Consider the following 20,736-nt stretch of genomic DNA (forward strand, 5'->3'; position numbering starts at 1 on the left):
ATGTAGAGGATGTTACGGTCCTACTGCTAAAGTATTAGATCAAGGAGCAAAAATGATCAGTGCGATTGCATCTGACTACGGTGTAAACGAAGATAAAACAGTTGATCCTGAAACTGTAGCTGATCAATTAGATGATATTGTAGGTACTTTCTACTCTTACACATTACCTGCAGCTTTAGTACCTATAAAAATGCAGAAAGGAGGAGAATAAAATGGTTAAACTTACTATGGAGCCTGTCACTCGTATTGAAGGACACGCTAAAATTACAGTACATCTTGATGATGCTGGAAATGTAGAAGAAACAAGATTACACGTTATGGAATTCAGAGGTTTTGAAAAATTCTTAACAGGCCGTCCTGTAGAAGAATTACCAAGATTAGTACCTCGTATTTGTGGTATTTGTGATGTACAACACCACTTAGCAGCTGCTAAAGCAGTTGACCAAATTTTCGGTTTCGATGATTATGAAATCTTACCTGCTGCATACAGAATGAGAGAAATTATGAACTGGGGTTCATACATGCACTCCCACGCACTCCATTTCTACTTCTTAGCTGCACCAGATTTAATCATTCCTAACGGAACCAGAAAAACAAGAAATGTTTTCCAAGTTATTAAAGATATGCCTGAAATTGCACTTCAAGCAATTAATATCAGAAGAAACGGTTTAGAAATGGTTAGAAAAATAGGTGGTCGTCCTATTCACCCTACCTCATCCACTCCTGGTGGTATTTCTACCGAATTAGATGCTGATACTCAAAAAGACTTACTTGAAAGAGCTAAACAAAACGTAGAATTAGCACAAGCTACTCTTGACTTAGCTATTCCAGTATTTGAAGAAAACATTGACTTAATTTCCTCATTAGGTAACTTCGGTGACACTAGACACTGTGGTACTGTAAAACCTGATGGAACTTGGGATGTATATAACGGTAACATTAGATTCAAAGATAAAGACGGCAGTGACATGTTCGAATACAGAAACGAAGAGTACACTGACTATGTTGCAGAACACGTAAAACCTTACTCCTGGTTAAAATTCCCTTACATTAAAGAAATGGGATACCCAGAAGGTATTTACAGAGTTGCACCATTATCTAGGATTAACGTTTGTGACCAAATGCCTAAAGAAGCACCTCTTGCTCAAGAAGCTCTTAAAGCATTCCGTGATGCATTCGGATACGCTCAAGCACCATTATTATTCAACTATGCTAGACTTATCGAATTATTAGCATCAGCTGAATGTGCTGCAGCAGCTTTAGAAGAAGATTTATCCGGTAAAAAATTCCCAGATGAATTAGAAAGAACTGAAGGTAAAGGTGTAGGTATTGTAGAAGCTCCTCGTGGTACTTTAATCCACCACTACGAATCTGATGAAAATGGATTATGTAATTATGCTAACATTGTTGTAGCTACAATCCAAAACAACCCAGCTATGGAAATGGGTATTCACCAAGTTGCTAAAGATTACATCAAACCTGGTGTAGAAGTTGATGATAGTATTTTCAACTTAATGGAAATGGTTATCAGAGCTTACGATCCATGTTTATCTTGTGCTACCCACTCAATGGATAGCCAAATGAGATTAGCTGAAGTAGATATTGTAGACAGTGAAGGAAACCTCATTAAAAAATTCTAAATTTAAGGGGGTTTTTTATAAATGATAGTATTTAATGAAGATGGCTGTATAAAATGTGGTGCTTGTCAAGGTACTTGCCCTACATCAGCTATTGAGGTAACACCTGAATCTATTATTCACTGTGATACTTGTGGCGACGAACCAAAATGTGCAGATGTTTGTCCACAAGGCGCATTAAAAGTTGAAGATTACGAAATCGCTGAGGGTATCACCCAAAAAAGATTAGTATTCAACTCAGTATTATGTGACTCTTGTGGTAAATGTGAAGAAGTTTGTCCTCAAGAAACAATCACTGTCACAGGCGAAAAATTAAAAGAAGTTGAAGGATTCTGTGTAATGTGTCAAAAATGTGTTGACATTTGCCCAGTAGATGTAATTGGAGTTCCAGGTATTAAAGAACCTGCTGAATATGAGTTAGATCTCAAAGGAAAAGGTCCTGTATACATCAAAGATTGTGTTGGATGTGGAACTTGTGTAGATCCTTGTCCTGTAAACGCAATTACTCTTGAAGAAGTTGGAAGTCCTGTTACTGTAAACGATGACTGTATTAGATGTGGTTTATGTTCACAAACCTGTCCTTGGAATGCAATTTACATTGCTGAAAAAGTACCAGTCAAACGTTCCAAAGAAATCCAATCTTTCACTTTCGATTCCGCTAAATGTATCGGTTGTAACACTTGTGTAGAAGCATGTCCTGGTGATTTCATTGCTGCTAACAGTGCTAGTTTAACTGTTGCAATCCCTAGCGTATGTGCTGCATGTGGTTTATGTGTAAAACTTTGTCCTGTTGATGCATTAGAAATTGATGTAGAATGGGGTGAAGGTGCACCTGTAGATGCAGAAGGTATCGGAAGAGATGTTGAAAAATGTGATTTCGTTGGTGCATGTGCTAACAAATGTCCTACTCAAGCAATTCGTGTAGTTACCAAAACTGGTATGTCATGCCCTGCTTTAGTAGAAACTGATGCAGAACCATCTTTCACAAGTTGTATTAGATGTGGAGCATGTGCTTCCATGTGTTCTAACGATGCATTGAAAGTAGAACAATATGAAATAACTATTGATGGCGAACCTGTTGCTAGAGATAGGATTTCATTCAACCCATCTAAATGTGACCAATGTGGTGACTGTATCGAAGCATGTCCATACGATATGCTCCACGAAACAGACAATCCTAAATTACCAATTGCAGGATTCTGTACTTTATGTGGTCAATGTATGGAAGCATGTCCTGAAGACGCATTATGTTATAAATAGGTGTGAAAACACACCTTATTTATTTTCTTTTTTTTTAAAATTAGTTATATTTTATTCATTACTGTTTTTCCGTTGACTATTGTCATTACTGGCATTCCAATATATTCCATGCCGTCAAATGGTGAATATTCTGCTTTTGTTTTGAATTCTTCAATATTGAAAGTGCCTTCTCTTTTCAAATCAATTATGGTAAAATCAGCATCTTTTCCAACAGACAGTTCGCCCTTGTTTTTTAGGCCATATACTTTTGAGGCGTTTTCAGAAAATATTTTTGGAATCAACTTGAAATCCAGGTTTCCCTTATTGACTTCGGTTAAAAGCAGTGGTACAACAGTTTCCAGGTTTGGTATGCCTGGTGATGAATTCCAAACTCCTTTTTGTTTATCTTCCATTGTGTGAGGTGCATGGTCGGTTCCAATAATTGAATTTTCATCCAAATCATTGATGTTTATGCTGTCCTGTTTTTCTCTTAGTGGTGGATTGGTTTTTATGAATGTGCCATATATATTGTATGCTGAATTGTCTAGCAATAGATGGTGTGGTGTAAATTCCCAACTTACAGCATGTGTTTTGCTTGCATTTTTTGCAAGACTTAATGATTTCCTTGAGCTTAGATGGCAGATATGCAAAGATAAATTATTTCTGATTGCAAGGTCGATGGCTTGTTTAACTGATTCGTCTTCAGATTTAGCAGGTCTTGCATAACTATAATCTATGGCTTGATTTTCATCTTTTTCTTTTAATCTGGCTGTTTCTTCTTCAACAATGGATTTCTTTTCACAATGGGTTGCCACAATGCCGTTGTAATTGGTTTTTTCTTTTAATATTGATAAATTATGAAAGTTCTCTTCAAGGCTCTCATCACTTTCCAAATCCATGAATATCTTGAAGGCTATTGGATTGAGCTTCATCATTTTTTCCATTTCTTCAAGAGTGTTTGTTCCCACCAGAAGTTCAAAATTAACGACGGATTTATCTTCGGCTATCCTGATTTTCTCTTTAAGTGCCTTGTATGTGTTTGTCTTTGGAAGTGTATTTGGCATGTCGAACACTGTTGTGAATCCTCCGTTTGCAGCGCTCAAGCTTCCAGTTTTAAAATTTTCTTTTTGAGTTAAACCAGGATCTCTAAAGTGTATGTGGGGGTCGATGAATCCTGGAAGAACATAATTGTTTTTAACATCAATTGTTTCGCTTGCTTCAAGTGGTGTTTTTGATATGTCGGTAATTTTTCCTTCATCAATTTTAATATAAAATTCTCCAGTTTTATCAACTAATTTGCAGTTTTTAATTACTAAATCCATGTTTTTACTCCTAAAGTGTAGATTGATAATATATTTTGAATTAATAAAACATAAATTTTTTTTAATTTGATGGTTATATGTTAATATATGTCTCAAGTTTCATCTATTCTAAAAAGGGATAAGAAATTGTTTTTCAAAGATTTGGAATGTGAATGCAAAATTTCCGATACCACTTCTGATATTGATTTGGTGGCCGATTTTACTGAGTACAATCCTTTGCATAACGGTCATTATCATTGTATGAAAACAGCAAAACATCATTTTCCTGATTCATTGTTTGTTGCTATTGTGCCCGGACTTTTTGAAAGGAGTGGCCGAGGCATTCCATATATACTTCCAAGGGAACTTAGGGCTGAAATTGCCATTTCTGTCGGTGCGGATGTTGTTGTCGAAGGGCCTCCGATGGGAATCATGGGTTCGGGTCAGTATTCCTTATGTCTTTGCAAGATGTTTAAAGCATTAAACACGTCTTATATTCCAAGAGGTTATAAGAAGGTTGAAGGATTTGATGAAATTTTAAAAAGGATAAATATGGGCCATCACGTTGCTCCCAAACCATATAAGATAGTTGACAAAACTACAGGTGAAATTCTTTTAAGAGATAAACTTGAGGAAGACAATTATGTAATCGCATCATTTGCAAATTCTTTATCAAAAATAGGCTTTGATTATAAAGACAAGTTTCTGTTTGTTGAAAGAATAGGTGGTGTCAGCGGTACATTGATAAGACAAAGCATTCTCGAAGACAATTTTGATGATGTCTTGGATATGATGCCTCAAAAGACTATTGATGTTTTACGGGATGCCATAAAAAATGATTCCATAATCTATGGCATTCGAGATGAGAAATCCATATTGCAGACGGCTAATGATTATGGTTTTGATGAGTTGGCTGGTCTAAATCTATTCAATGAAAAATTGGCAAGCAACATTATTGAAAACAGATCTTTTGATGATATTGCTGAGTTAAAAGAATCAATATTACGCGGATTTTCAACTCATTTTAAGGAACGTATATTAAGCATTTTAGAAAATCCGATTAAAAAAAGTGATATTTCCGAATATATTGACAGGTACCCATCAAATATCCGGATTTTAGGATATAAAAATGAAGAGTGTTTGGAAAGTTTTAAACAAAAAATAAATAATGAAAATATTTCATTATTTTGGAGTTCCGCTTAAAATGTTGTTAATAACATTTTGTGGATTTGTGAGTCCGAATAGAGCATCCATGAATGTTGGATAAGTTGAATGTAATACGAACAAGTAAATCAAGTAATATACAACAATTAAAATGACAATTACTAGAACTACTGTTAATAATATGTCAACAACACCCATTGGCTCTTTTTCATCCTGGTAGTTTAAATTATGTATATTTTCGTTGGATTGTTTGCCGCTTCTGCCCAATATGCCTTTCTTGCTTTCCTTTTCTACAGGTTCAATACCTTGCTCTTTTAAAATTTCGGCTCTGATTCTAGCTTCCATTTCTTCTGGAGTTTCGGATCTTGCTCTTTTTTGGTCTTTAGCAGGAGCTTCACTAGGTTTGTATTCTCTTCTGGTTAATGATCCAAATTGTTCTTCATCTTTTGCAAGCTGTTCGTTTAGAGGAACTTCTTTTTCATCAAAGTATAAATCATCCAAATATTTTTCGTATTTGTCTTCTAAATCCCTTCTAGCACTGGTAGTTTCAGGTTCATAGGAGTGGTCAGGATAGATAAATTCCTCTTCTGTAGCGTTTTGTGTAACAGGTTGTTCTGCGAAGTATTCAACTTCTTTTGGAGAAGGTTGTGGTTCATCTGCGAAGTATTGAACTTCTTTTGGTGCATTTTGTTGAGGCACTTCAGTTTCAGATAAGTAGGATGATTCCAAACCTCCTGCATACTCAATGTTGTCTTTAATATTATATGGTGAATCATCACCGACTTTTTGTGTTTCCTGTGGAGCAGGTTCTTCTGAAGCGTAAATGACTTCTTCTTTGGTGTCATAAATATTTTCAACTGGTTGTTCTTCAATTACTGGTTTTTCAACAGGTGCTTCTTTAACTGGTTGTTTTTCAGTAGGTTCATTGTTTTTATCTAATCCTATACCTACAATCTTTTGTAAACAGTCTTTACAGTAAATTTTGCCTGCAATTTCTAAACCACATTCTTTACAGATTGGTTTTCCACATATCGCACATGTATCAGTACTTTCTCTTTCTGGATGATAATGACATGCCATAATTAAACACTCTCTCAATTTCATTTAAAATAATATTTTAATATATTTTTTTTTATTTATATAAAACTTGCTATTTTTAACTTTTTTTCATGAAAATTTCTTTACAAATGTTTTTTATTTTTTTATTTTTTTGAAGAAAAATTTACTTTTTTTAGAATTTATTGTTATAAATTTGAGCACTTATTCAAAAGTACTAAATATATTATAAAATCTTATTTTTGAGTATTTTCGATAATTTTTTCAGAAACAATTTCGGAAGCTATTAAATCGTCTGCTGTTGTCAGAAAGCTTCCCAAGTTTTTTGAAGTAATTTTGTAATTGATCTTGTTTTGTGATAAGTCTGATTCAAGATAATTTTCATTATCGACTTCCAAACTATCGAATATGAGCTTGGCGTCTTTTTCATTTTTGAAGTTAAATGTAATATTTCCGGATACTTTCATGATATCACTATAAATTAATATAGTTATTATGTTTAAATATAATTTTGTTATTAAATTTCAAAAATAGGGTAACCTTTATTAATAACTAAATTAATATATTTAAGTATTCTATTATATTACGATATATAATTTTTATATAGCTATTTTCAAATTTACTTATTCATAGCTATTTTTTTAATTAAAACATGTTAAACATGTTATTTTTATTTCGGAGGAATAATAATGGTTCGTGCTTATACTAGAAGAGATTATATTAGAAAAACCCCAAATTCAAGAATCGTACAATACGATATGGGAAACTTAAAAGATGAATTCCCAGTTACTGTAAGTTTAGCTGTTAAAAAGCCGGCTCAAATCAGACACAATTCTTTGGAAGCTGCAAGGATCGCTTCCAACAGATTGATGCAAAGAGCTGCTGGTAGAATGGGTTACCACTTAAAATTAAGAGTTTACCCACACCAAATCGTAAGGGAAAACCCAATGGCTACCGGTGCAGGTGCGGATAGGGTACAAAGCGGTATGAGAAACGCATTCGGTAAACCTATCAGCGTTGAAGCTATCGTTAAAAAAGGTCAAAGAATTATCACTATTGACTGTCAAGAAAAAAACTTTGAAGAAGCAAAAACTGCATTAAGAAGAGCAGGCATGAAATTGCCAGTTCCATGTAAAATTGTTGTCGACAAAGGTGAAGATTTAGTTAAATAGATGGTTTTAACTAAACTTTTTTCTACTTTTTTTTTATTATTTTTTTTAATTCGTTGTTTTTTAAAATTTTTTTCATTAAATATTTAAACATTAAAAATCATATTAAAATATAATATTGACTTTTTAAGTATTGTCAATGTAATATATTTTTAATCCAAGAGGTTATATTTCATGTATGTTGTAAAATTTGAGGATTTAAATAAATCCGATATTGGGATTGCAGGTGGAAAAGGTGCTAATTTGGGTGAATTAACTCAAGCGGGCATTCCAGTACCGCCAGGTTTTGTAGTAACTGCTCAAGCTTATGAAAAATTCATGGAAGAGGCTGGAATTAATAATAAGGTCATGAGTATTCTTGAAGAAATTGACATAAATGATACAAAAGCTCTTCAAGCTGCCGCTGAAGAAATCAAGGCTATTATTAATGAAGCTCCTATTCCTGAAGACATGGTTGTATTAATTCTTGAAGCATATAATCAGCTTTGCCAAAAAGTTGGTGAAGATGATACTGATGTAGCTATTCGTTCTTCAGCTACCGCAGAAGATTTACCTGAAGCTTCTTTTGCAGGTCAACAAGATACATTTTTACATGTTTCTGGAAATGAGGAAGTAATAGAATATATCAGAAAATGTTGGGCTTCTTTATTTGAAGCAAGAGCAATTTTCTACAGGGAAGAAAACAATTTTGAACACTCAAAAGTATATATTGCTGTTGTAGTTCAAAAAATGGCAAATGCTGACAAAGCAGGTGTAATGTTTACCGTAAACCCATCAACTGGTGAAGAAATTGCTTTAATTGAAGGATCATGGGGACTTGGTGAGTCCGTAGTGTCCGGAGATGTAACTCCTGATAATTATCAAGTCGACAAAAAAGACAATGATATTATCAATGTAACCATCAGTGACAAAAAGGTAATGTACACTAATGATGAAAACGGTACTAGTGTAAAAGTCGAAGTTCCTGAAGAGAAAAGAAACGAAAGAGTATTGTCTGATGAAGAGCTCATTGAATTAACAGAAATGGGTAAAAGAGTTCAAGCTCATTACGGTGAACCAATGGATACTGAATGGGCATTTGAAAGAGATAACTTATTCTTATTGCAAGCTAGACCTATCACTACTTTAGGTGATGTTGAAGCTAAAGCGGATGATGATGAATCATCTGATTTAGGTGATGTTTTAGTAAGGGGTCTTGGTGCAAGTCCAGGTATGGCCTCCGGTAAAGTTAAGATTGTTTTTGATATTGATGAATTGGATAAAATTAAAGACGGCGACATCATGGTTACAACTATGACCACACCTGATATGGTTCCAGCTATGAGAAGAGCAAGCGGTATCGTAACCGATGAGGGTGGTGTAACATGCCATGCATCCATCATTTCCCGTGAACTAGGTATTCCTTGTGTTGTAGGTACTGGTAGTGCTACAAATACTTTGGAAGAAAATTCCGGAGTCACATTGGATGGTAAAAAAGGTTTAGTATTTGAAGGAATTTCTGAAACCAAAGAAGAAGCTGTTGCTGTTCAAGGAACTGTTGAAGCCGCTCCGATTATTACTGTTACTGAAGTAAAAGCTAATGTAAGTATGCCTGAAGCTGCAGAAAAAGCAGCTGCAACAGGTGCTGATGGTGTAGGACTCTTAAGAACCGAGCACTTGATGTTGACATCAGGTATTCACCCAGGCAAATTCATTGCTGATGGAAGAGAAGATGAATTAATTGATACAATTGCAGAAAATGTTCAGATTGTAGCAGATGCATTCTATCCAAGACCTGTATGGTATAGGACTTTAGACGCTCCAACTGATGAATTCATTACCTTAGAAGGTGGAGAAAACGAACCTAGAGAACACAATCCTATGCTTGGTTGGAGAGGTATCAGAAGAGAACTCGACCAGCCTGAAATCCTTAAATGTGAATTCAAAGCTATTAAAAAGTTACATGAAAAAGGATACACAAACATTGGAATCATGATTCCATTATCCCAAAGTCCTGCTGAATTGGTACAGGCTAAAGCATTATGTTCCGAAATTGGTTTCGAACCTCACAAAGATGTTGACTTCGGTATGATGGTTGAAATTCCTGCAGCTGCAATAATGATTGATGAGTACATTAAAATTGGAATCGACTTTGTAAGTTTAGGAACCAACGATTTAACTCAATACACTCTTGCTGTTGATAGAAACAATGAATTTGTAGCAAAACACTACTCTGAAGAACACCCTGCAGTAATGAAATTAATTGAAAGAACAATTAGAAAATGTGCTGAAGCAGGTGTTAAATGTAGTATTTGTGGTCAAGCAGGCAGCGTACCTCACATTGTTGAAAAACTTGTTGGATTCGGTATTTCAAGTGTTTCATCAAATACTGATGCTATTGCCGATGTGAGAAAAACTGTTGCTAGAGCCGAACAAAAAATTATTCTCGACGCTGCTCGTAAACGTTTAGAATAATTTTATTCTTTCTTTTTTTTTATTTTTATTTTGATTAATTATTTTTAAGTTAGGGTATTTTATGCAAGATGAACCGATAGATAAGGAAACTATTCTAAATGAATTGTCAGAAATCCATAAATTAGATTATAATTATGCAGATGGCAGAATTTTAGGGTCCATGTGTACTGAAGCCCATCCATTTGCAAAAGAAGTTTACTGCAAATTTCTGGATACTAATTTGGGAGACCCTGGACTGTTTAAAGGAACTAAACATATTGAGGGGGAAGTGATTAAATCTATTGGTAATCTGTTGTCTCTTGAGAATCCATATGGAAATATCGTTACAGGGGGCACTGAAGCCAACATTATGGCTATTCGTGCTGCAAGAAATCATGCAAGGAAATATAAGGGCATTGTTGACGGTGAAATAATCATTCCAGATTCTGCTCATTTTTCATTTAAAAAAGCAGCAGACATGTTAAATTTAAAAATAGTTGAAGCTAAGCTTGATGATGATTATAAGATTAATGTCGAATCATTAAGGGAAGCTATTTCAGATAAAACTGTCGCTATAGTTGCAATTGCGGGCACTACTGAATTGGGATTAATTGATCCAATTGAAGAGATTTCGAAAATTGCACATGAAAATAACATCTATTTCCATGTTGATGCTGCTTTTGGAGGATTTTCAATTCCATTTCTAAAGGAAGCGGGTTATGACTTGCCTGTTTTTGATTTTTCTCTGGAAGGGGTTTGCTCAATTACTGTAGACCCACATAAAATGGGCCTGGCTCCTATTCCTGCTGGCGGAATTATCTTTAGAAAAGAGGAATATCTGCAGGTAATGGCAGTCGATTCTCCTTATTTAACTGTAAAAACTCAATCCACAATTGTTGGAACTCGTTTAGGCGCATCTTCTGCAGCCACTTATGCAATCATGAAATATTTTGGCAAAAAAGGATATTCAAAAATTGCCCGAAATTTGATGGACAATACCTATTTTTTAAAAGAAGGTTTGGAAGAAATCGGATATGAACTTGTTTGTGAACCGGAATTAAATATTTTGGCGTTCAACCATCCTAAAATTGAAGCTCATCAGTTTGCAGAAAAATTGGATAATCTAGGATGGAAAGTTTCCGTTGCAAAATGTCCCGTTGCAATTCGCATGGTGCTGATGAATCACATTAAAAAAAGTCATTTAAAAGAATTGTTAGAAGATTTGAAAAAAATCTACTAACTAATCATTCTTCTATATTTTCTACATACATTAATGGATAATTGAGTTCTTCTATAAATTCTATTCTTATAGTTGCCTTGACATTATCCACTTTTGTAAAAATTTTAACGTCCAGCATGTCACCGGTAAGCGAAGTATAGTCAAATTCGGTCATTGACTCTTCAAGTTTGTCAAATCTTATTTTGACTTTCACATCTTCGATTGCAGGCTGCAACTTTAAAGATTCTTCCATGCTTGTTTCTAAACTTTTTTTTGAGTGCTTGTTAACGGGAGTTCCCACAAATTGGTGGAATAAAGCTCCCATACTTATTGCACCCTCAAATATTGCTCTTTCCCGTTTAGTTATATTTGAAAAGTATTTTTCATCCACATCCATGTTTATCCTCCATTCAGCAGGATTATCTTCTCATATATAATCTCCGACGGTATCGGGAAGATACAGAAGAATACCAGCACTAGTGTGATTATCAGGACTGTAGCCAATATGTATCCCCTATTGTCTTTAGGGTAGAAAAAGCTAAATATGAGTCCGAAAACTAAAAATAGTGCTGTTAAGAACAAACCATATGATTCTTGAGGATTATTTTTGATGATTTCTGTATTAATTGGTTGTGTATCAGTTAATTCTCCTTTAACAATCAGCCTATTTTCAGTAGATCCTATAGGGTCGCATGTAATCAGATAAACATTTTTGCCTCCCTCTTGCGCATTAAGTTCGTATGATGCAGGAACTATGAATGAATCCACTACTTTATAATGCAATTCTCCAATTCCAGGCCATTCTAGCATGAAGCTGTCTCCAATGTGTACATCATTAAGCCTTAAAAATGGGGAACCCTGCAATGTTCTATGTCCGAAAATCAGCACATCCCCACTGTCTGGATTATATGAGTCTAATTCATGAAAAACTCCTTGGCTGAGAGATACATTATTTATTTTCTCTTGAACGCCTATTGATGGGATTACAATAGTTGGAGCTTCAACATTTCTTTCAATACTTATTTTGGATGAGAAATAATTAACCTCCCCCATGGCATATAATCCAATTATCAATAGACAAATAATAATAATTATAGTCATGATGCTTGGTTTTTTCATAATATCACTTTTGTTATATCTTTGTCATCTCTATTAATAATAGTTTTCTTAATCATATGTTGAACTTATTTCATTTATCATCCAATCGGGGGCATTGGTTGTAGGAATTGTAAGTACGATATTATCCATATTATTCAGCATAAAATTAACTTTGTCCTGTGGGGTTTCAATTAAAAGCATATATTGGGCATCCAAATCGCCTAAGTTAATTTGCCTTTCATAATTTGACAGTTTTATGCCGTAATTCTTAAGCAGTTCGAAAGTTTCCTTCTCATTGTATCCGTTCATTATGCTGCCTTTTATCATTTCCAGTACATTAGATGAAAATTTTCTTGAATTTTCCTGAGGGTTGGTACTGTTTCCATGTACTGTCATTTTTGATTTCGAGTATTCTGAATCAACCTCTCCGTTTTCTTCATATCTCATTATTGACAAAACTGTGCATCCGCTAATGTCGGGATTTGTGTTGGTTGTGTTTAATTCTTCTCCGGTATCGTTTAGATTGGAATATATGTCTACTATACTTCCAACATTTACCAGTCCTGCACCTGCCTGGAGCCTTGAAACCAATACCGGAACTGAAACTGTATTTGGTTTTTCAAATTTGATTTTTGATAAAATTCGGGCATCGTTTTCATTGACGATTTTTGTTGCATCATTCTGAGACATTATTACATTTTTGCTTTCATTTGAATAGACGGCCATTGTTCTGTTATACTTGTCAATGTTCGATTTTATTGATTTGTGATGATATGATTTCCAGTCCTTGGTGGCAGGGCCGATGATGTCAATTCTTTCGATTTCACCGATGTCTTTTCCGTTTTTAATTTCGTTTTCTAAAGCCATTTCATTCGGTGATGTTGCAAGCGCGCCTGTATAGTACTCGTGAAGCTCGTTTATTTTTGTTGTTTTCTCTAGGGATAGTTCTTTTTGACCAGGTTCATAGATTAAAAAATAGTATGATGAAATTATTAATGTTAATAATATGAAAATGGTTATTATCACGCCTATTTTTCTTTTTCGTTCATTTTCTGTTATGTCCGTATCGTTTGGAGTTAAATAAACTCCAAGTTTATGATTAAACTTTTTCAATAGTGATAGTTCATCGTCTTTTGGTTTTGGTAAAATTTCATTGAATTCTTCTTCAAAACCATTCGGATATAATCTATCTTTTGGTTTTTTATTATTCATTTTCAATACTCCTTTTAATTTTGATGGTTAATTTAATTAATAGGAGTAAATTGATCTCATTTTTTAATTAAATTAATTATAAGGTAGTATAGACAGAATAATAGTAATATTAAAGCGGGCACGTTAATACCATATACTATTGTTGGAATTGGAAGTATTAGCAATATAATCAATATGCAGGATATTGCAATTATTGGCATATTTGAGAATTTCGGATATTTTATATTGCTTATCATTAGAATTGAGACTATTGAAGCCAAAATCAATGCTGAATAAATATTAAATAATCCGCTTAAATATAATGTGGCTAATATAAAGGATATTCCTGGAATCGGAAAGCCAATAAAACCGCTTGTTTTAATATGGTCTGCTATCACATTATATCTGGTTAATCTCAGGATTCCACAGACAACAATTAATAAGCTGACAAGTATTACAATTGTTTGCAACGGCATTGGTGTGGTGTTAAGTGATGTATAAAGGAATACTGCAGGAGCTACACCAAATGATACAATATCAGATAAGGAATCTATATTTTTTCCAAATCCTAAACTGTCATTTCTATTTGTTTTTCGAGCTACCCAACCATCTGCGGAGTCAAACATAATAGCAACAATCATTAATAATGCTGATAATTCAAAAAAATGATTTATGGCAAGTATTATTGATAAAAATCCTGAACTCATATTCAATAATGAAATGAGGTCGGATATTGCTACGAAACTTTGGATATCAGTTCTTTCAATTTCCATATTTTAACTCCGGTAATACTTTTTGTTTCATTTCTTATTAACTTTATCTTGCAAATCGCTTAATTATTATCTATATTTATTTTTAATTATTAATAAGTATTATTTTTTGTCATTTGTGTTTATTTATTTATTCTTTTAAAATTTAATTACATATCAATTAGTTTTTTTCTATTTTAATATTGATTTTAGTAAGTAACCTTTTAAAAATTGAAATTTATTTATTTATTTTCTAAAATAACACTAAACGATAAAATATATATAATAATAGTTTGAAAAAATATTAATTGTTAGACTTTAAAAACAGGTATGTAGTTAACATTTTAAATGATTAATTTTAATTATTTTTTAATTTTAACTCCTATTTTTGAAGTTAATATGACTTAATTAATATAATGTGTGTAGTTCGATGATTGAAGATAATATACGTGTCCTTAGACAAGCTGCAATGGTTACCACTGATGATTCATATAAAGTTGAGAAAAGTTGGTGTATTATTGCAGGAAATGCTGATTTAATAGATGCTATGGCATATAAGGCTATTGCATCAAATCATAATGTCAAAATATTGTTTAGAGAACATGTTATATTAAATGAAGGAAAATTAGATAAAAAATTTGATTTTATCATGCTTTATGGTAATTCAATTATAATAAATGACTTCAAAAAGGATACTAAACAACGTGGAGGAGCTTGTGTCAGTATACCTCCAAAATATTTGGTTGAAGAACCTAATTTGATGGCTTTCGTAGCTCCCGAAATTTCTTTTGCAATCGTGCAGGAATCTCAAACTACTAGTTTCATTAATATTGATATAAGTAATGAAGTAAAATTACCAAACTTCATCAAATCTGCTTTGAAACCGTTTTACAACGCTAATGAAGTTGTATTGTCAACAATCTTAATATCTGTTGATGATGACTTATTTGTAAATAAGGTTCAAAGTATCGCTACATCAAATAGAATTTTCGTTATCGATTTTAAAGACATTGTAACGGAGGATTAATCATGAATATTTTTGGAAAGGATGAGGAAGAACCACAAGTTACTAATACTAAAGTTATTAGTAATAGTTTAGGAATTGATTTAGGAACTTTAAACACTGTTATTGCAAAACCTTCAGGGGACAAATTTGATTTATATCAAATACCATCTGTTGTTGCAGTAAAAAAAGATGACCCATCTGAAGTGTTGGCTGTTGGGGAAGAAGCTAAAAGAATGCTTGGAAGAACTCCTGAGGACATACTCGCTGTAAGACCTTTGAAAAAAGGAGTTATCGAAAATGTTGTTCAAGCACAAGCATTACTCATTAAAGCAATGCAAATTGGTATTAATGAGGGAGAAAGTGTTGGAAGAATAGTTATCGGAATTCCTGGAGATGCATCTGAAGTGGAAAAGAATGCTGCTGAAGAAATTGGTAGAAAAGCTGGTGCTCAAAATATTTTAGTTATCAGTGAAGGATTAGCAGCAGCTATTGGTGCTGGTTTACCTATCGCCGAACCAAATGGTACTATGGTTATTGACATCGGTGCTGGATCAACCGATATTGTAATTATATCTCTTGGTGGTATTAATGACATTGAAACCGTCAGATGTGGTGGAGATGACATTGACAATAAAATAGTGGAAATTGTCGCAGAAAAATATGATGTAGCTATTGGTATTCATGATGCAGAATCCGCAAAAATGGAAGTTGGTATGGTTCACTGTTCCGAACAACTTGAAAATTTAAGTGTTGAAGTTATTGGTAAATCTTTAGAAACTAACCGGCCTAAGAAAGTTGTTATTGACTCAATGTTGGTTGCTGATGCTGTAGAACCATTCATGCAACAAATCGTTGACGGATTAAATGTAATTTTAGAAAGATTATCTCCGGAGTTAATGATGGGAGTATATAACAATGCTGTTGCTGTTGGTGGAAGTTCCAGACTTCGTGGATTAAAAGAAAGAATTTTCGATGAAATTTCTATTCCTGTTGAAATTTCTGAAGATCCTATGACTGTCGTTGCAAAAGGTACTGCTATCGTTGCTGCAGAACCTCTCGCATTAGAACCTGAAGTCCGTCTTAGGGCTATGAAATAAATATTTTTATTTATTTCCTTTTTACTTTTTTTTACTGATTTTTATGGATATCTTGGGTATTGATGAAGCCGGAAGGGGCTCTGTTTTAGGACCTATGGTTATTGCAGGAGTTATCGTCCCTGAAAAAATGGAAAAGGTCCTTGAAAGAATGGGTGTTAAGGATTCAAAAAGATTAACTCCAAACAGACGTACTATTTTATCAAGAAAGCTGAGGAAAATGTTCGAGTATGAAATAGTTGTTATTTCTGCTTTGGAAATTGACCAGATGAGGGCTGATGGAATCAACCTTAATGATATTGAGAAGAATGCTATGAGGGATTTGATAATAAAATTGAATCCTGAAAAGGCGATTGTTGATGCTGTGGATGTAAAGGCGGAAAGATTCCAGAATAATCTTTGTGAATCAACCGGTGTAAATGTAATTGCCGAACATAAGGCAGATGATAAATACATTGAAGTAAGTGCAGCTTCTATTATTGCAAAGGCCGAAAGAGATGCTCAAATTGCAGAAATTAACAAAGATTTTATTAAAATGGGCGGAATTGGTTCAGGATACCCGTCTGATCCTACAACAAAAGAGTTTTTATCTAATTATACTTATGATGAGATGCCAGAATTCGTTAGAAGGTCATGGGCTACGGTTTCAAAAATGAAATGATTTCTTATTTTTTTAAATAATATTTAAGTATATGTATTAATAAATTTATTTTTATAAATATTTTATATAAAATGTAATTAATTAGAGGATGAATATGATTATAGAATATATCGGTCCATTTTTTGACAGTATTATAGATATTTTCACTCAAGGTGGGATTATCACATATATAATTCTTTTTATTGGTATTTATGGTTTGATTATTGCTATTAGAAAAATTGCATACCTTAGGAGAATTAGTAAAGTTGACACTACAGAAATTTTTGGTGTCGTAACTGCTTCTATGGAACGTGGCGGTGCTGTTGAAGCTTTAAAACAAATTAATGGTTTTAAAAACCCTATCTCAAGAATTATTTCTGAAACTTTAAAGATAGGCTATAAAAATAAAACTGAAGTTGAAGAAAGTATGGAACAAATTTTCATTGTTGAAGTGGCTAAAATGACTAAAGGTCTGGATACCATTAAAACTCTTACAGAATTGGCTCCTTTTTTAGGTTTGATTGGTACTGTAATTGGTATTTGGATGACATTCAAGGCATTAGGTGTCCATCCTGATTCTGCAGCTATGGCTGAAGGTATTTATGTCGCTTTAACTACTACAATCATGGGTTTGTTGGTTGCTATTATTTTGCTTCCTCTTCACACATATATCCAAGGTTTAATTGAAGCTGAAATGGATAAAATCGAGCTTGCTACTAAAATGACCAATTGGGGTTATGCTGTAGTTAAAGTTAGAGTTGATTCTAATGTGGAATGCGCTCTTGAGGCTCTTCAAGAAGCTGATGGAGTTGTAAATACTAGGTTAATTTCTGATCCTTATGCTAATATTAAGGTTTCATTCAAGCCAAGTATGTTGAATAAAAGTATTTCAAATATTATTTTAGAGAAATGTAATGTTAATGCTGAAATTACTGAGAGTAAACTAAGACAATAAGGTGATTAAATGGCAATTGATGTAAGAAAGCATAAAAAGAAAGTTCTTGATCAAAAACCAAGCATTAATTTGGTTCCATTTATTGATATTTTATTTACTATACTGATTTTTTTAGTAGTTACAAGTAATTTTTCAGCTGACGTTCAGACTGATGCAACAGATGATGTTACACAGAATGCATCAGGAAAACCGAATGTAACAGATGTTTCTGGTGACCAGGAATATTATGTCGTGCCTGTAGCAGGGTTACATAAAGTTACAGTCAACGGCCAAGATCGCTCGGATGCCATTGCGGGTAGTGCCGTGGGAGTGCAGGCAAAAGTCGTAGATCAAGGTGAAATAAAAATCAAACCAGGTCTTGTTGAAATCACTACTCCACCAGGAGTGCCTCCAGAAGTGGCAGTTCAACGTCCGGAGATTTAAATAGAGGGATAAAAATGTATACGGGGAGAATTTTATCAATTGGTATGAATAATGATGGTAAACCTTTTGTGGCATACCGTGTATCAAGTAGGTCATTTCCGAATAGGCAATGCTTAAAATTTGATAATCGCGCAGCAATTGTTCCAAAGGAAGGTTTTGAAAAGGATATCTACGAGAATACATATATTACATATAATTGTATTCGTATTGTAAAAGACATGGCAATCGTATCCAACGGTGCCCATACTGATGTTATTGCAGACAAGATATCATTGGGAATGAACATTAAGGATGCTATTGCATATTCATTGCTTACTATGGACTATGAAAAGGATGATTATCATACTCCTAGAATTGCGGGTGTTGTTACATCTACCAATAAGAAAGATGAATATGGATGTTATGTTGGAATTGCCAACGATAAAAAATTGTTAGTTGAAGCAGTTCCTTACAGTGAAGCAGTATTCATTTCCACTTACGGTAGTCAGTTACCTGATGTTGTAGAATTTGAGGCGAAAACTGCTGCTGATTCTGCTAAATTTATTTTTGATGAAGGTACTTTTGCTAATTATAAAAAGCCAGTAACTTCTGGAGCAGCTGTTTTTGATGGAGAATGGACTATTGATGTCTATAATCCATAACTTTTTTTATTTTTTTTTAATTTTTGTGTTGATATTATGACAATTGAATTGATTGGTTTAGACAATATTCCCATTGTTGATGCTTCAAGCGATATTTCACAGATAATTAAGGATGCAATAGATAATCAGGGCTGCTCTTTAATTCATGGGGATATTATTTTAATCGCTGAAACTTTAATTTCAAAATCTGAAGGTAATTTCATAAATATTGATGAATTAACTCCGTCCAAAAAAGCATTGGATTTGGCTGAAAAATCTAAAAAAGACCCAAAGTTAGTTGAAGCAATTTTAAATGAATCAAATGAAGTTGTTGAAGTGGGTCCCAATTTCATAATAACTGAAACCAAGCACGGTTTTGTCTGTGCTAATGCAGGTATTGATGAATCAAATGTGGCTGAAGGATTAGCAACTCCAATGCCGATTGACCCTGACAAGTCCGCTTTTGAAATTCGCGAATTTTTGGAAGATGAATTTGGCGAAGAAATTGCGGTAATAATTACAGATACTCAGGGAAGGGCATTTAGGTTCGGAGCTATTGGAACTGCAATTGGATGTTCAGGAATTTCCCCTCTCTGGAGAAGGGTTGGAGAAAAGGATTTGTATGGTCGTGAATTGGAAACTACTGAAATTGCAACTGCTGATGAATTGGCTGCTGCAGCATCCCTTATTATGGGACAAGCTGATGAAGGTCTTCCTGTTGTTCTTATTAGAGGATTCAATAGTTTTGACACTTTAAGGAATGTTGACTCTAATATGAATTCCATTATCATGCCGAAAGAATTTGATGTATTCAGAAAATGAGTTTGATATTATGATTACTGTTTTATCCGGAGGCACAGGTACTCCAAAATTACTGCAAGGGCTAAAAGAAATTGTTGATCCATCTGAATTGACAATTATAGTTAATACTTTGGAAAATGATTATTTTTCCGGTGTTTATGTATCTGCAGACATTGATACCGTTTTATACACCATGACTGGCATGATTAATGATGAATTTTGGTATGGAGTTAAGGGAGATACTTTCATTACTCATGAACGTCTTGAAGAGATTGGATGTCCTGAGTTGCTTAGAATCGGAGATATTGATAGGGCAACTAAGATTCAAAAGACTCAACTGATGAAAGAATATGGTCTTACAAAGGCGGTTGAGATTCAGGCTGAAAAAATGGGCATTGTGTCTAAAATAATTCCTATGAGTGATGAAAATTCAGATATTAAGATAATTACAGATATCGGTGAATTGGAATTTCATGACTTTTTAATAAAATATCAATCCCAACCTGAAGTTCTTGACGTCAAATTTTCCAATGTTTCACCTGCACCAGGGGTTGTTGAATCAATAAAAAAATCCGATGCGGTTATTATTGGCCCGTCCAATCCCATCACTTCAATTTCACCTATATTGTCATTGGATGGTGTAAAAGATGCTTTGAAAGATACTTATGTTGTTGCAGTATCTCCAATTATTGGTAATGATTCAGTTTCAGGTCCTGCAAGCAAGTTTATGAAAGCGTTGGGTATTGAAGTTTCATCAGTTGGTGTGGCATCATTATATGAAGATTTTCTAGATAATTTTATCATTGATAACAAAGATGATGATAAAAAACAACAAATAAATCAAATAGTTAATAAGGTAACAGTTACAAATACTATAATGAATAATTTAGGTGCTAAAAAAAATCTGGCACAAATTATTATGGGTAGTATTCTTTAATTAA

21 protein-coding genes and 1 pseudogene are annotated in these 20,736 nt (G+C 33.7%); 15 read left to right on the forward strand and 7 right to left on the reverse strand.

Features of this window, described 5'->3' with window-relative positions; genetic code table 11:
- The 3 genes and pseudogenes from QZV68_RS06185 to QZV68_RS06195 form a co-directional block, all read left to right on the forward strand.
- Positions 1-211: pseudogene (locus tag QZV68_RS06185) on the forward strand (F420-nonreducing hydrogenase); the annotation flags it as partial.
- A 1-nt stretch (position 212) separates the two neighbouring features.
- Positions 213-1,640, forward strand: a complete 1,428-nt coding sequence (locus QZV68_RS06190; protein ID WP_296879607.1) for a Ni/Fe hydrogenase subunit alpha — start codon at positions 213-215, stop codon at positions 1,638-1,640.
- 21 nt (positions 1,641-1,661) lie between these two features.
- A complete protein-coding gene (locus tag QZV68_RS06195) occupies positions 1,662-2,897 on the forward strand; it encodes a 4Fe-4S binding protein (RefSeq protein WP_296879609.1) in 1,236 nt (411 codons plus the stop codon).
- A gap of 44 nt (positions 2,898-2,941) precedes the next feature.
- Here the strand turns inward: QZV68_RS06195 and QZV68_RS06200 are convergent, their stop codons facing one another.
- Positions 2,942-4,198 (reverse strand): dihydroorotase family protein, encoded by a 1,257-nt coding sequence (locus QZV68_RS06200; protein WP_296879611.1) that lies wholly within the window; start codon positions 4,196-4,198, stop codon positions 2,942-2,944.
- Positions 4,199-4,285: 87 nt separating this feature from the next.
- Here QZV68_RS06200 and QZV68_RS06205 point away from each other — a divergent pair, with 87 nt between their 5' ends.
- On the forward strand, positions 4,286-5,380 hold the full coding sequence (locus QZV68_RS06205; RefSeq protein WP_296879613.1) for a nucleotidyltransferase family protein: 1,095 nt from the start codon (positions 4,286-4,288) through the stop codon (positions 5,378-5,380).
- On the opposite strand, the gene QZV68_RS06210 is transcribed toward QZV68_RS06205, so the two are convergent.
- Together QZV68_RS06210 and QZV68_RS06215 are read right to left on the reverse strand one after the other, a co-directional pair.
- Positions 5,360-6,445: a hypothetical protein gene (locus tag QZV68_RS06210; RefSeq protein WP_296879615.1), complete on the reverse strand. Its 1,086-nt coding sequence runs from the start codon at positions 6,443-6,445 to the stop codon at positions 5,360-5,362. The genes QZV68_RS06205 and QZV68_RS06210 overlap by 21 nt on opposite strands.
- A 188-nt stretch (positions 6,446-6,633) precedes the next feature.
- Complete coding sequence (locus QZV68_RS06215) at positions 6,634-6,864, reverse strand: KEOPS complex subunit Pcc1 (RefSeq protein ID WP_296879617.1); 231 nt, start codon at positions 6,862-6,864, stop codon at positions 6,634-6,636.
- 222 nt (positions 6,865-7,086) lie between these two features.
- Between QZV68_RS06215 and rplJ the strand changes: the two genes are divergently transcribed.
- From rplJ to mfnA, 3 genes are all read left to right on the forward strand, one after another.
- Positions 7,087-7,569: a 50S ribosomal protein L16 gene (gene rplJ / locus QZV68_RS06220; RefSeq protein WP_296879619.1), complete on the forward strand. Its 483-nt coding sequence runs from the start codon at positions 7,087-7,089 to the stop codon at positions 7,567-7,569.
- 171 nt (positions 7,570-7,740) lie between these two features.
- On the forward strand, positions 7,741-10,020 hold the full coding sequence (gene ppsA / locus QZV68_RS06225) for a phosphoenolpyruvate synthase (RefSeq protein WP_296879621.1): 2,280 nt from the start codon (positions 7,741-7,743) through the stop codon (positions 10,018-10,020).
- A gap of 61 nt (positions 10,021-10,081) precedes the next feature.
- Positions 10,082-11,239, forward strand: a complete 1,158-nt coding sequence (mfnA, locus tag QZV68_RS06230; RefSeq protein WP_296879623.1) for a tyrosine decarboxylase MfnA — start codon at positions 10,082-10,084, stop codon at positions 11,237-11,239.
- A gap of 4 nt (positions 11,240-11,243) precedes the next feature.
- On the opposite strand, the gene QZV68_RS06235 is transcribed toward mfnA, so the two are convergent.
- The 4 genes from QZV68_RS06235 to QZV68_RS06250 are packed head-to-tail and all read right to left on the reverse strand — an operon-like array spanning position 11,244 to position 14,280.
- Complete coding sequence (locus tag QZV68_RS06235; protein ID WP_296879625.1) at positions 11,244-11,615, reverse strand: dihydroneopterin aldolase family protein; 372 nt, start codon at positions 11,613-11,615, stop codon at positions 11,244-11,246.
- A gap of 2 nt (positions 11,616-11,617) precedes the next feature.
- Positions 11,618-12,337, reverse strand: coding sequence for a sortase (locus tag QZV68_RS06240; RefSeq protein ID WP_296879626.1), 720 nt, complete (start codon positions 12,335-12,337; stop codon positions 11,618-11,620).
- A 48-nt stretch (positions 12,338-12,385) separates the two neighbouring features.
- Positions 12,386-13,528, reverse strand: coding sequence for a DUF515 domain-containing protein (locus tag QZV68_RS06245; RefSeq protein WP_296879628.1), 1,143 nt, complete (start codon positions 13,526-13,528; stop codon positions 12,386-12,388).
- 56 nt (positions 13,529-13,584) lie between these two features.
- Entirely contained in the window at positions 13,585-14,280 is a 696-nt protein-coding gene (locus QZV68_RS06250; RefSeq protein WP_296879630.1) for an archaetidylserine synthase, read from the reverse strand.
- A gap of 406 nt (positions 14,281-14,686) precedes the next feature.
- Between QZV68_RS06250 and QZV68_RS06255 the strand changes: the two genes are divergently transcribed.
- From QZV68_RS06255 to cofD, 8 genes are all read left to right on the forward strand, one after another.
- Positions 14,687-15,283 (forward strand): hypothetical protein, encoded by a 597-nt coding sequence (locus tag QZV68_RS06255; protein WP_296879632.1) that lies wholly within the window; start codon positions 14,687-14,689, stop codon positions 15,281-15,283.
- A gap of 2 nt (positions 15,284-15,285) precedes the next feature.
- Positions 15,286-16,359: a rod shape-determining protein gene (locus tag QZV68_RS06260; RefSeq protein WP_296879634.1), complete on the forward strand. Its 1,074-nt coding sequence runs from the start codon at positions 15,286-15,288 to the stop codon at positions 16,357-16,359.
- A gap of 43 nt (positions 16,360-16,402) precedes the next feature.
- A complete protein-coding gene (gene rnhB, locus QZV68_RS06265; protein ID WP_296879636.1) occupies positions 16,403-17,017 on the forward strand; it encodes a ribonuclease HII in 615 nt (204 codons plus the stop codon).
- Between the two features lie 94 nt (positions 17,018-17,111).
- On the forward strand, positions 17,112-17,951 hold the full coding sequence (locus QZV68_RS06270; protein ID WP_296879638.1) for a MotA/TolQ/ExbB proton channel family protein: 840 nt from the start codon (positions 17,112-17,114) through the stop codon (positions 17,949-17,951).
- Between the two features lie 9 nt (positions 17,952-17,960).
- Positions 17,961-18,374: a biopolymer transporter ExbD gene (locus QZV68_RS06275; protein ID WP_296879640.1), complete on the forward strand. Its 414-nt coding sequence runs from the start codon at positions 17,961-17,963 to the stop codon at positions 18,372-18,374.
- A 14-nt stretch (positions 18,375-18,388) separates the two neighbouring features.
- Entirely contained in the window at positions 18,389-19,015 is a 627-nt protein-coding gene (locus QZV68_RS06280; RefSeq protein ID WP_296879642.1) for an IMP cyclohydrolase, read from the forward strand.
- 36 nt (positions 19,016-19,051) lie between these two features.
- Positions 19,052-19,816, forward strand: a complete 765-nt coding sequence (locus tag QZV68_RS06285; RefSeq protein ID WP_296879644.1) for a coenzyme F420-0:L-glutamate ligase — start codon at positions 19,052-19,054, stop codon at positions 19,814-19,816.
- Positions 19,817-19,826: 10 nt separating this feature from the next.
- On the forward strand, positions 19,827-20,732 hold the full coding sequence (gene cofD, locus QZV68_RS06290; protein ID WP_296879646.1) for a 2-phospho-L-lactate transferase: 906 nt from the start codon (positions 19,827-19,829) through the stop codon (positions 20,730-20,732).
- Positions 20,733-20,736: the final 4 nt, after the last annotated feature.

The organism is uncultured Methanobrevibacter sp., assembly GCF_902801725.1.
GTDB lineage: Archaea > Methanobacteriota > Methanobacteria > Methanobacteriales > Methanobacteriaceae > Methanocatella.

Excerpts from the sequence above, each read along its gene's own strand:
- cofD (WP_296879646.1), top strand. The coding sequence starts at position 19,827 with ATGATTACTGTTTTATCCGGAGGCACAGGTACTCCAAAATTACTGCAA.
- QZV68_RS06205 (WP_296879613.1), top strand. The coding sequence starts at position 4,286 with ATGTCTCAAGTTTCATCTATTCTAAAAAGGGATAAGAAATTGTTTTTC.
- QZV68_RS06235 (WP_296879625.1), bottom strand. The coding sequence starts at position 11,615 with ATGGATGTGGATGAAAAATACTTTTCAAATATAACTAAACGGGAAAGA.
- QZV68_RS06210 (WP_296879615.1), bottom strand. The coding sequence starts at position 6,445 with ATGAAATTGAGAGAGTGTTTAATTATGGCATGTCATTATCATCCAGAA.
- QZV68_RS06260 (WP_296879634.1), top strand. The coding sequence starts at position 15,286 with ATGAATATTTTTGGAAAGGATGAGGAAGAACCACAAGTTACTAATACT.
- QZV68_RS06200 (WP_296879611.1), bottom strand. The coding sequence starts at position 4,198 with ATGGATTTAGTAATTAAAAACTGCAAATTAGTTGATAAAACTGGAGAA.
- ppsA (WP_296879621.1), top strand. The coding sequence starts at position 7,741 with ATGTATGTTGTAAAATTTGAGGATTTAAATAAATCCGATATTGGGATT.
- rplJ (WP_296879619.1), top strand. The coding sequence starts at position 7,087 with ATGGTTCGTGCTTATACTAGAAGAGATTATATTAGAAAAACCCCAAAT.
- QZV68_RS06285 (WP_296879644.1), top strand. The coding sequence starts at position 19,052 with ATGACAATTGAATTGATTGGTTTAGACAATATTCCCATTGTTGATGCT.
- QZV68_RS06190 (WP_296879607.1), top strand. The coding sequence starts at position 213 with ATGGTTAAACTTACTATGGAGCCTGTCACTCGTATTGAAGGACACGCT.
- QZV68_RS06215 (WP_296879617.1), bottom strand. The coding sequence starts at position 6,864 with ATGAAAGTATCCGGAAATATTACATTTAACTTCAAAAATGAAAAAGAC.
- QZV68_RS06240 (WP_296879626.1), bottom strand. The coding sequence starts at position 12,337 with ATGAAAAAACCAAGCATCATGACTATAATTATTATTATTTGTCTATTG.
- QZV68_RS06245 (WP_296879628.1), bottom strand. The coding sequence starts at position 13,528 with ATGAATAATAAAAAACCAAAAGATAGATTATATCCGAATGGTTTTGAA.
- rnhB (WP_296879636.1), top strand. The coding sequence starts at position 16,403 with ATGGATATCTTGGGTATTGATGAAGCCGGAAGGGGCTCTGTTTTAGGA.
- QZV68_RS06255 (WP_296879632.1), top strand. The coding sequence starts at position 14,687 with ATGATTGAAGATAATATACGTGTCCTTAGACAAGCTGCAATGGTTACC.
- QZV68_RS06195 (WP_296879609.1), top strand. The coding sequence starts at position 1,662 with ATGATAGTATTTAATGAAGATGGCTGTATAAAATGTGGTGCTTGTCAA.
- QZV68_RS06270 (WP_296879638.1), top strand. The coding sequence starts at position 17,112 with ATGATTATAGAATATATCGGTCCATTTTTTGACAGTATTATAGATATT.
- mfnA (WP_296879623.1), top strand. The coding sequence starts at position 10,082 with ATGCAAGATGAACCGATAGATAAGGAAACTATTCTAAATGAATTGTCA.
- QZV68_RS06250 (WP_296879630.1), bottom strand. The coding sequence starts at position 14,280 with ATGGAAATTGAAAGAACTGATATCCAAAGTTTCGTAGCAATATCCGAC.
- QZV68_RS06275 (WP_296879640.1), top strand. The coding sequence starts at position 17,961 with ATGGCAATTGATGTAAGAAAGCATAAAAAGAAAGTTCTTGATCAAAAA.
- QZV68_RS06280 (WP_296879642.1), top strand. The coding sequence starts at position 18,389 with ATGTATACGGGGAGAATTTTATCAATTGGTATGAATAATGATGGTAAA.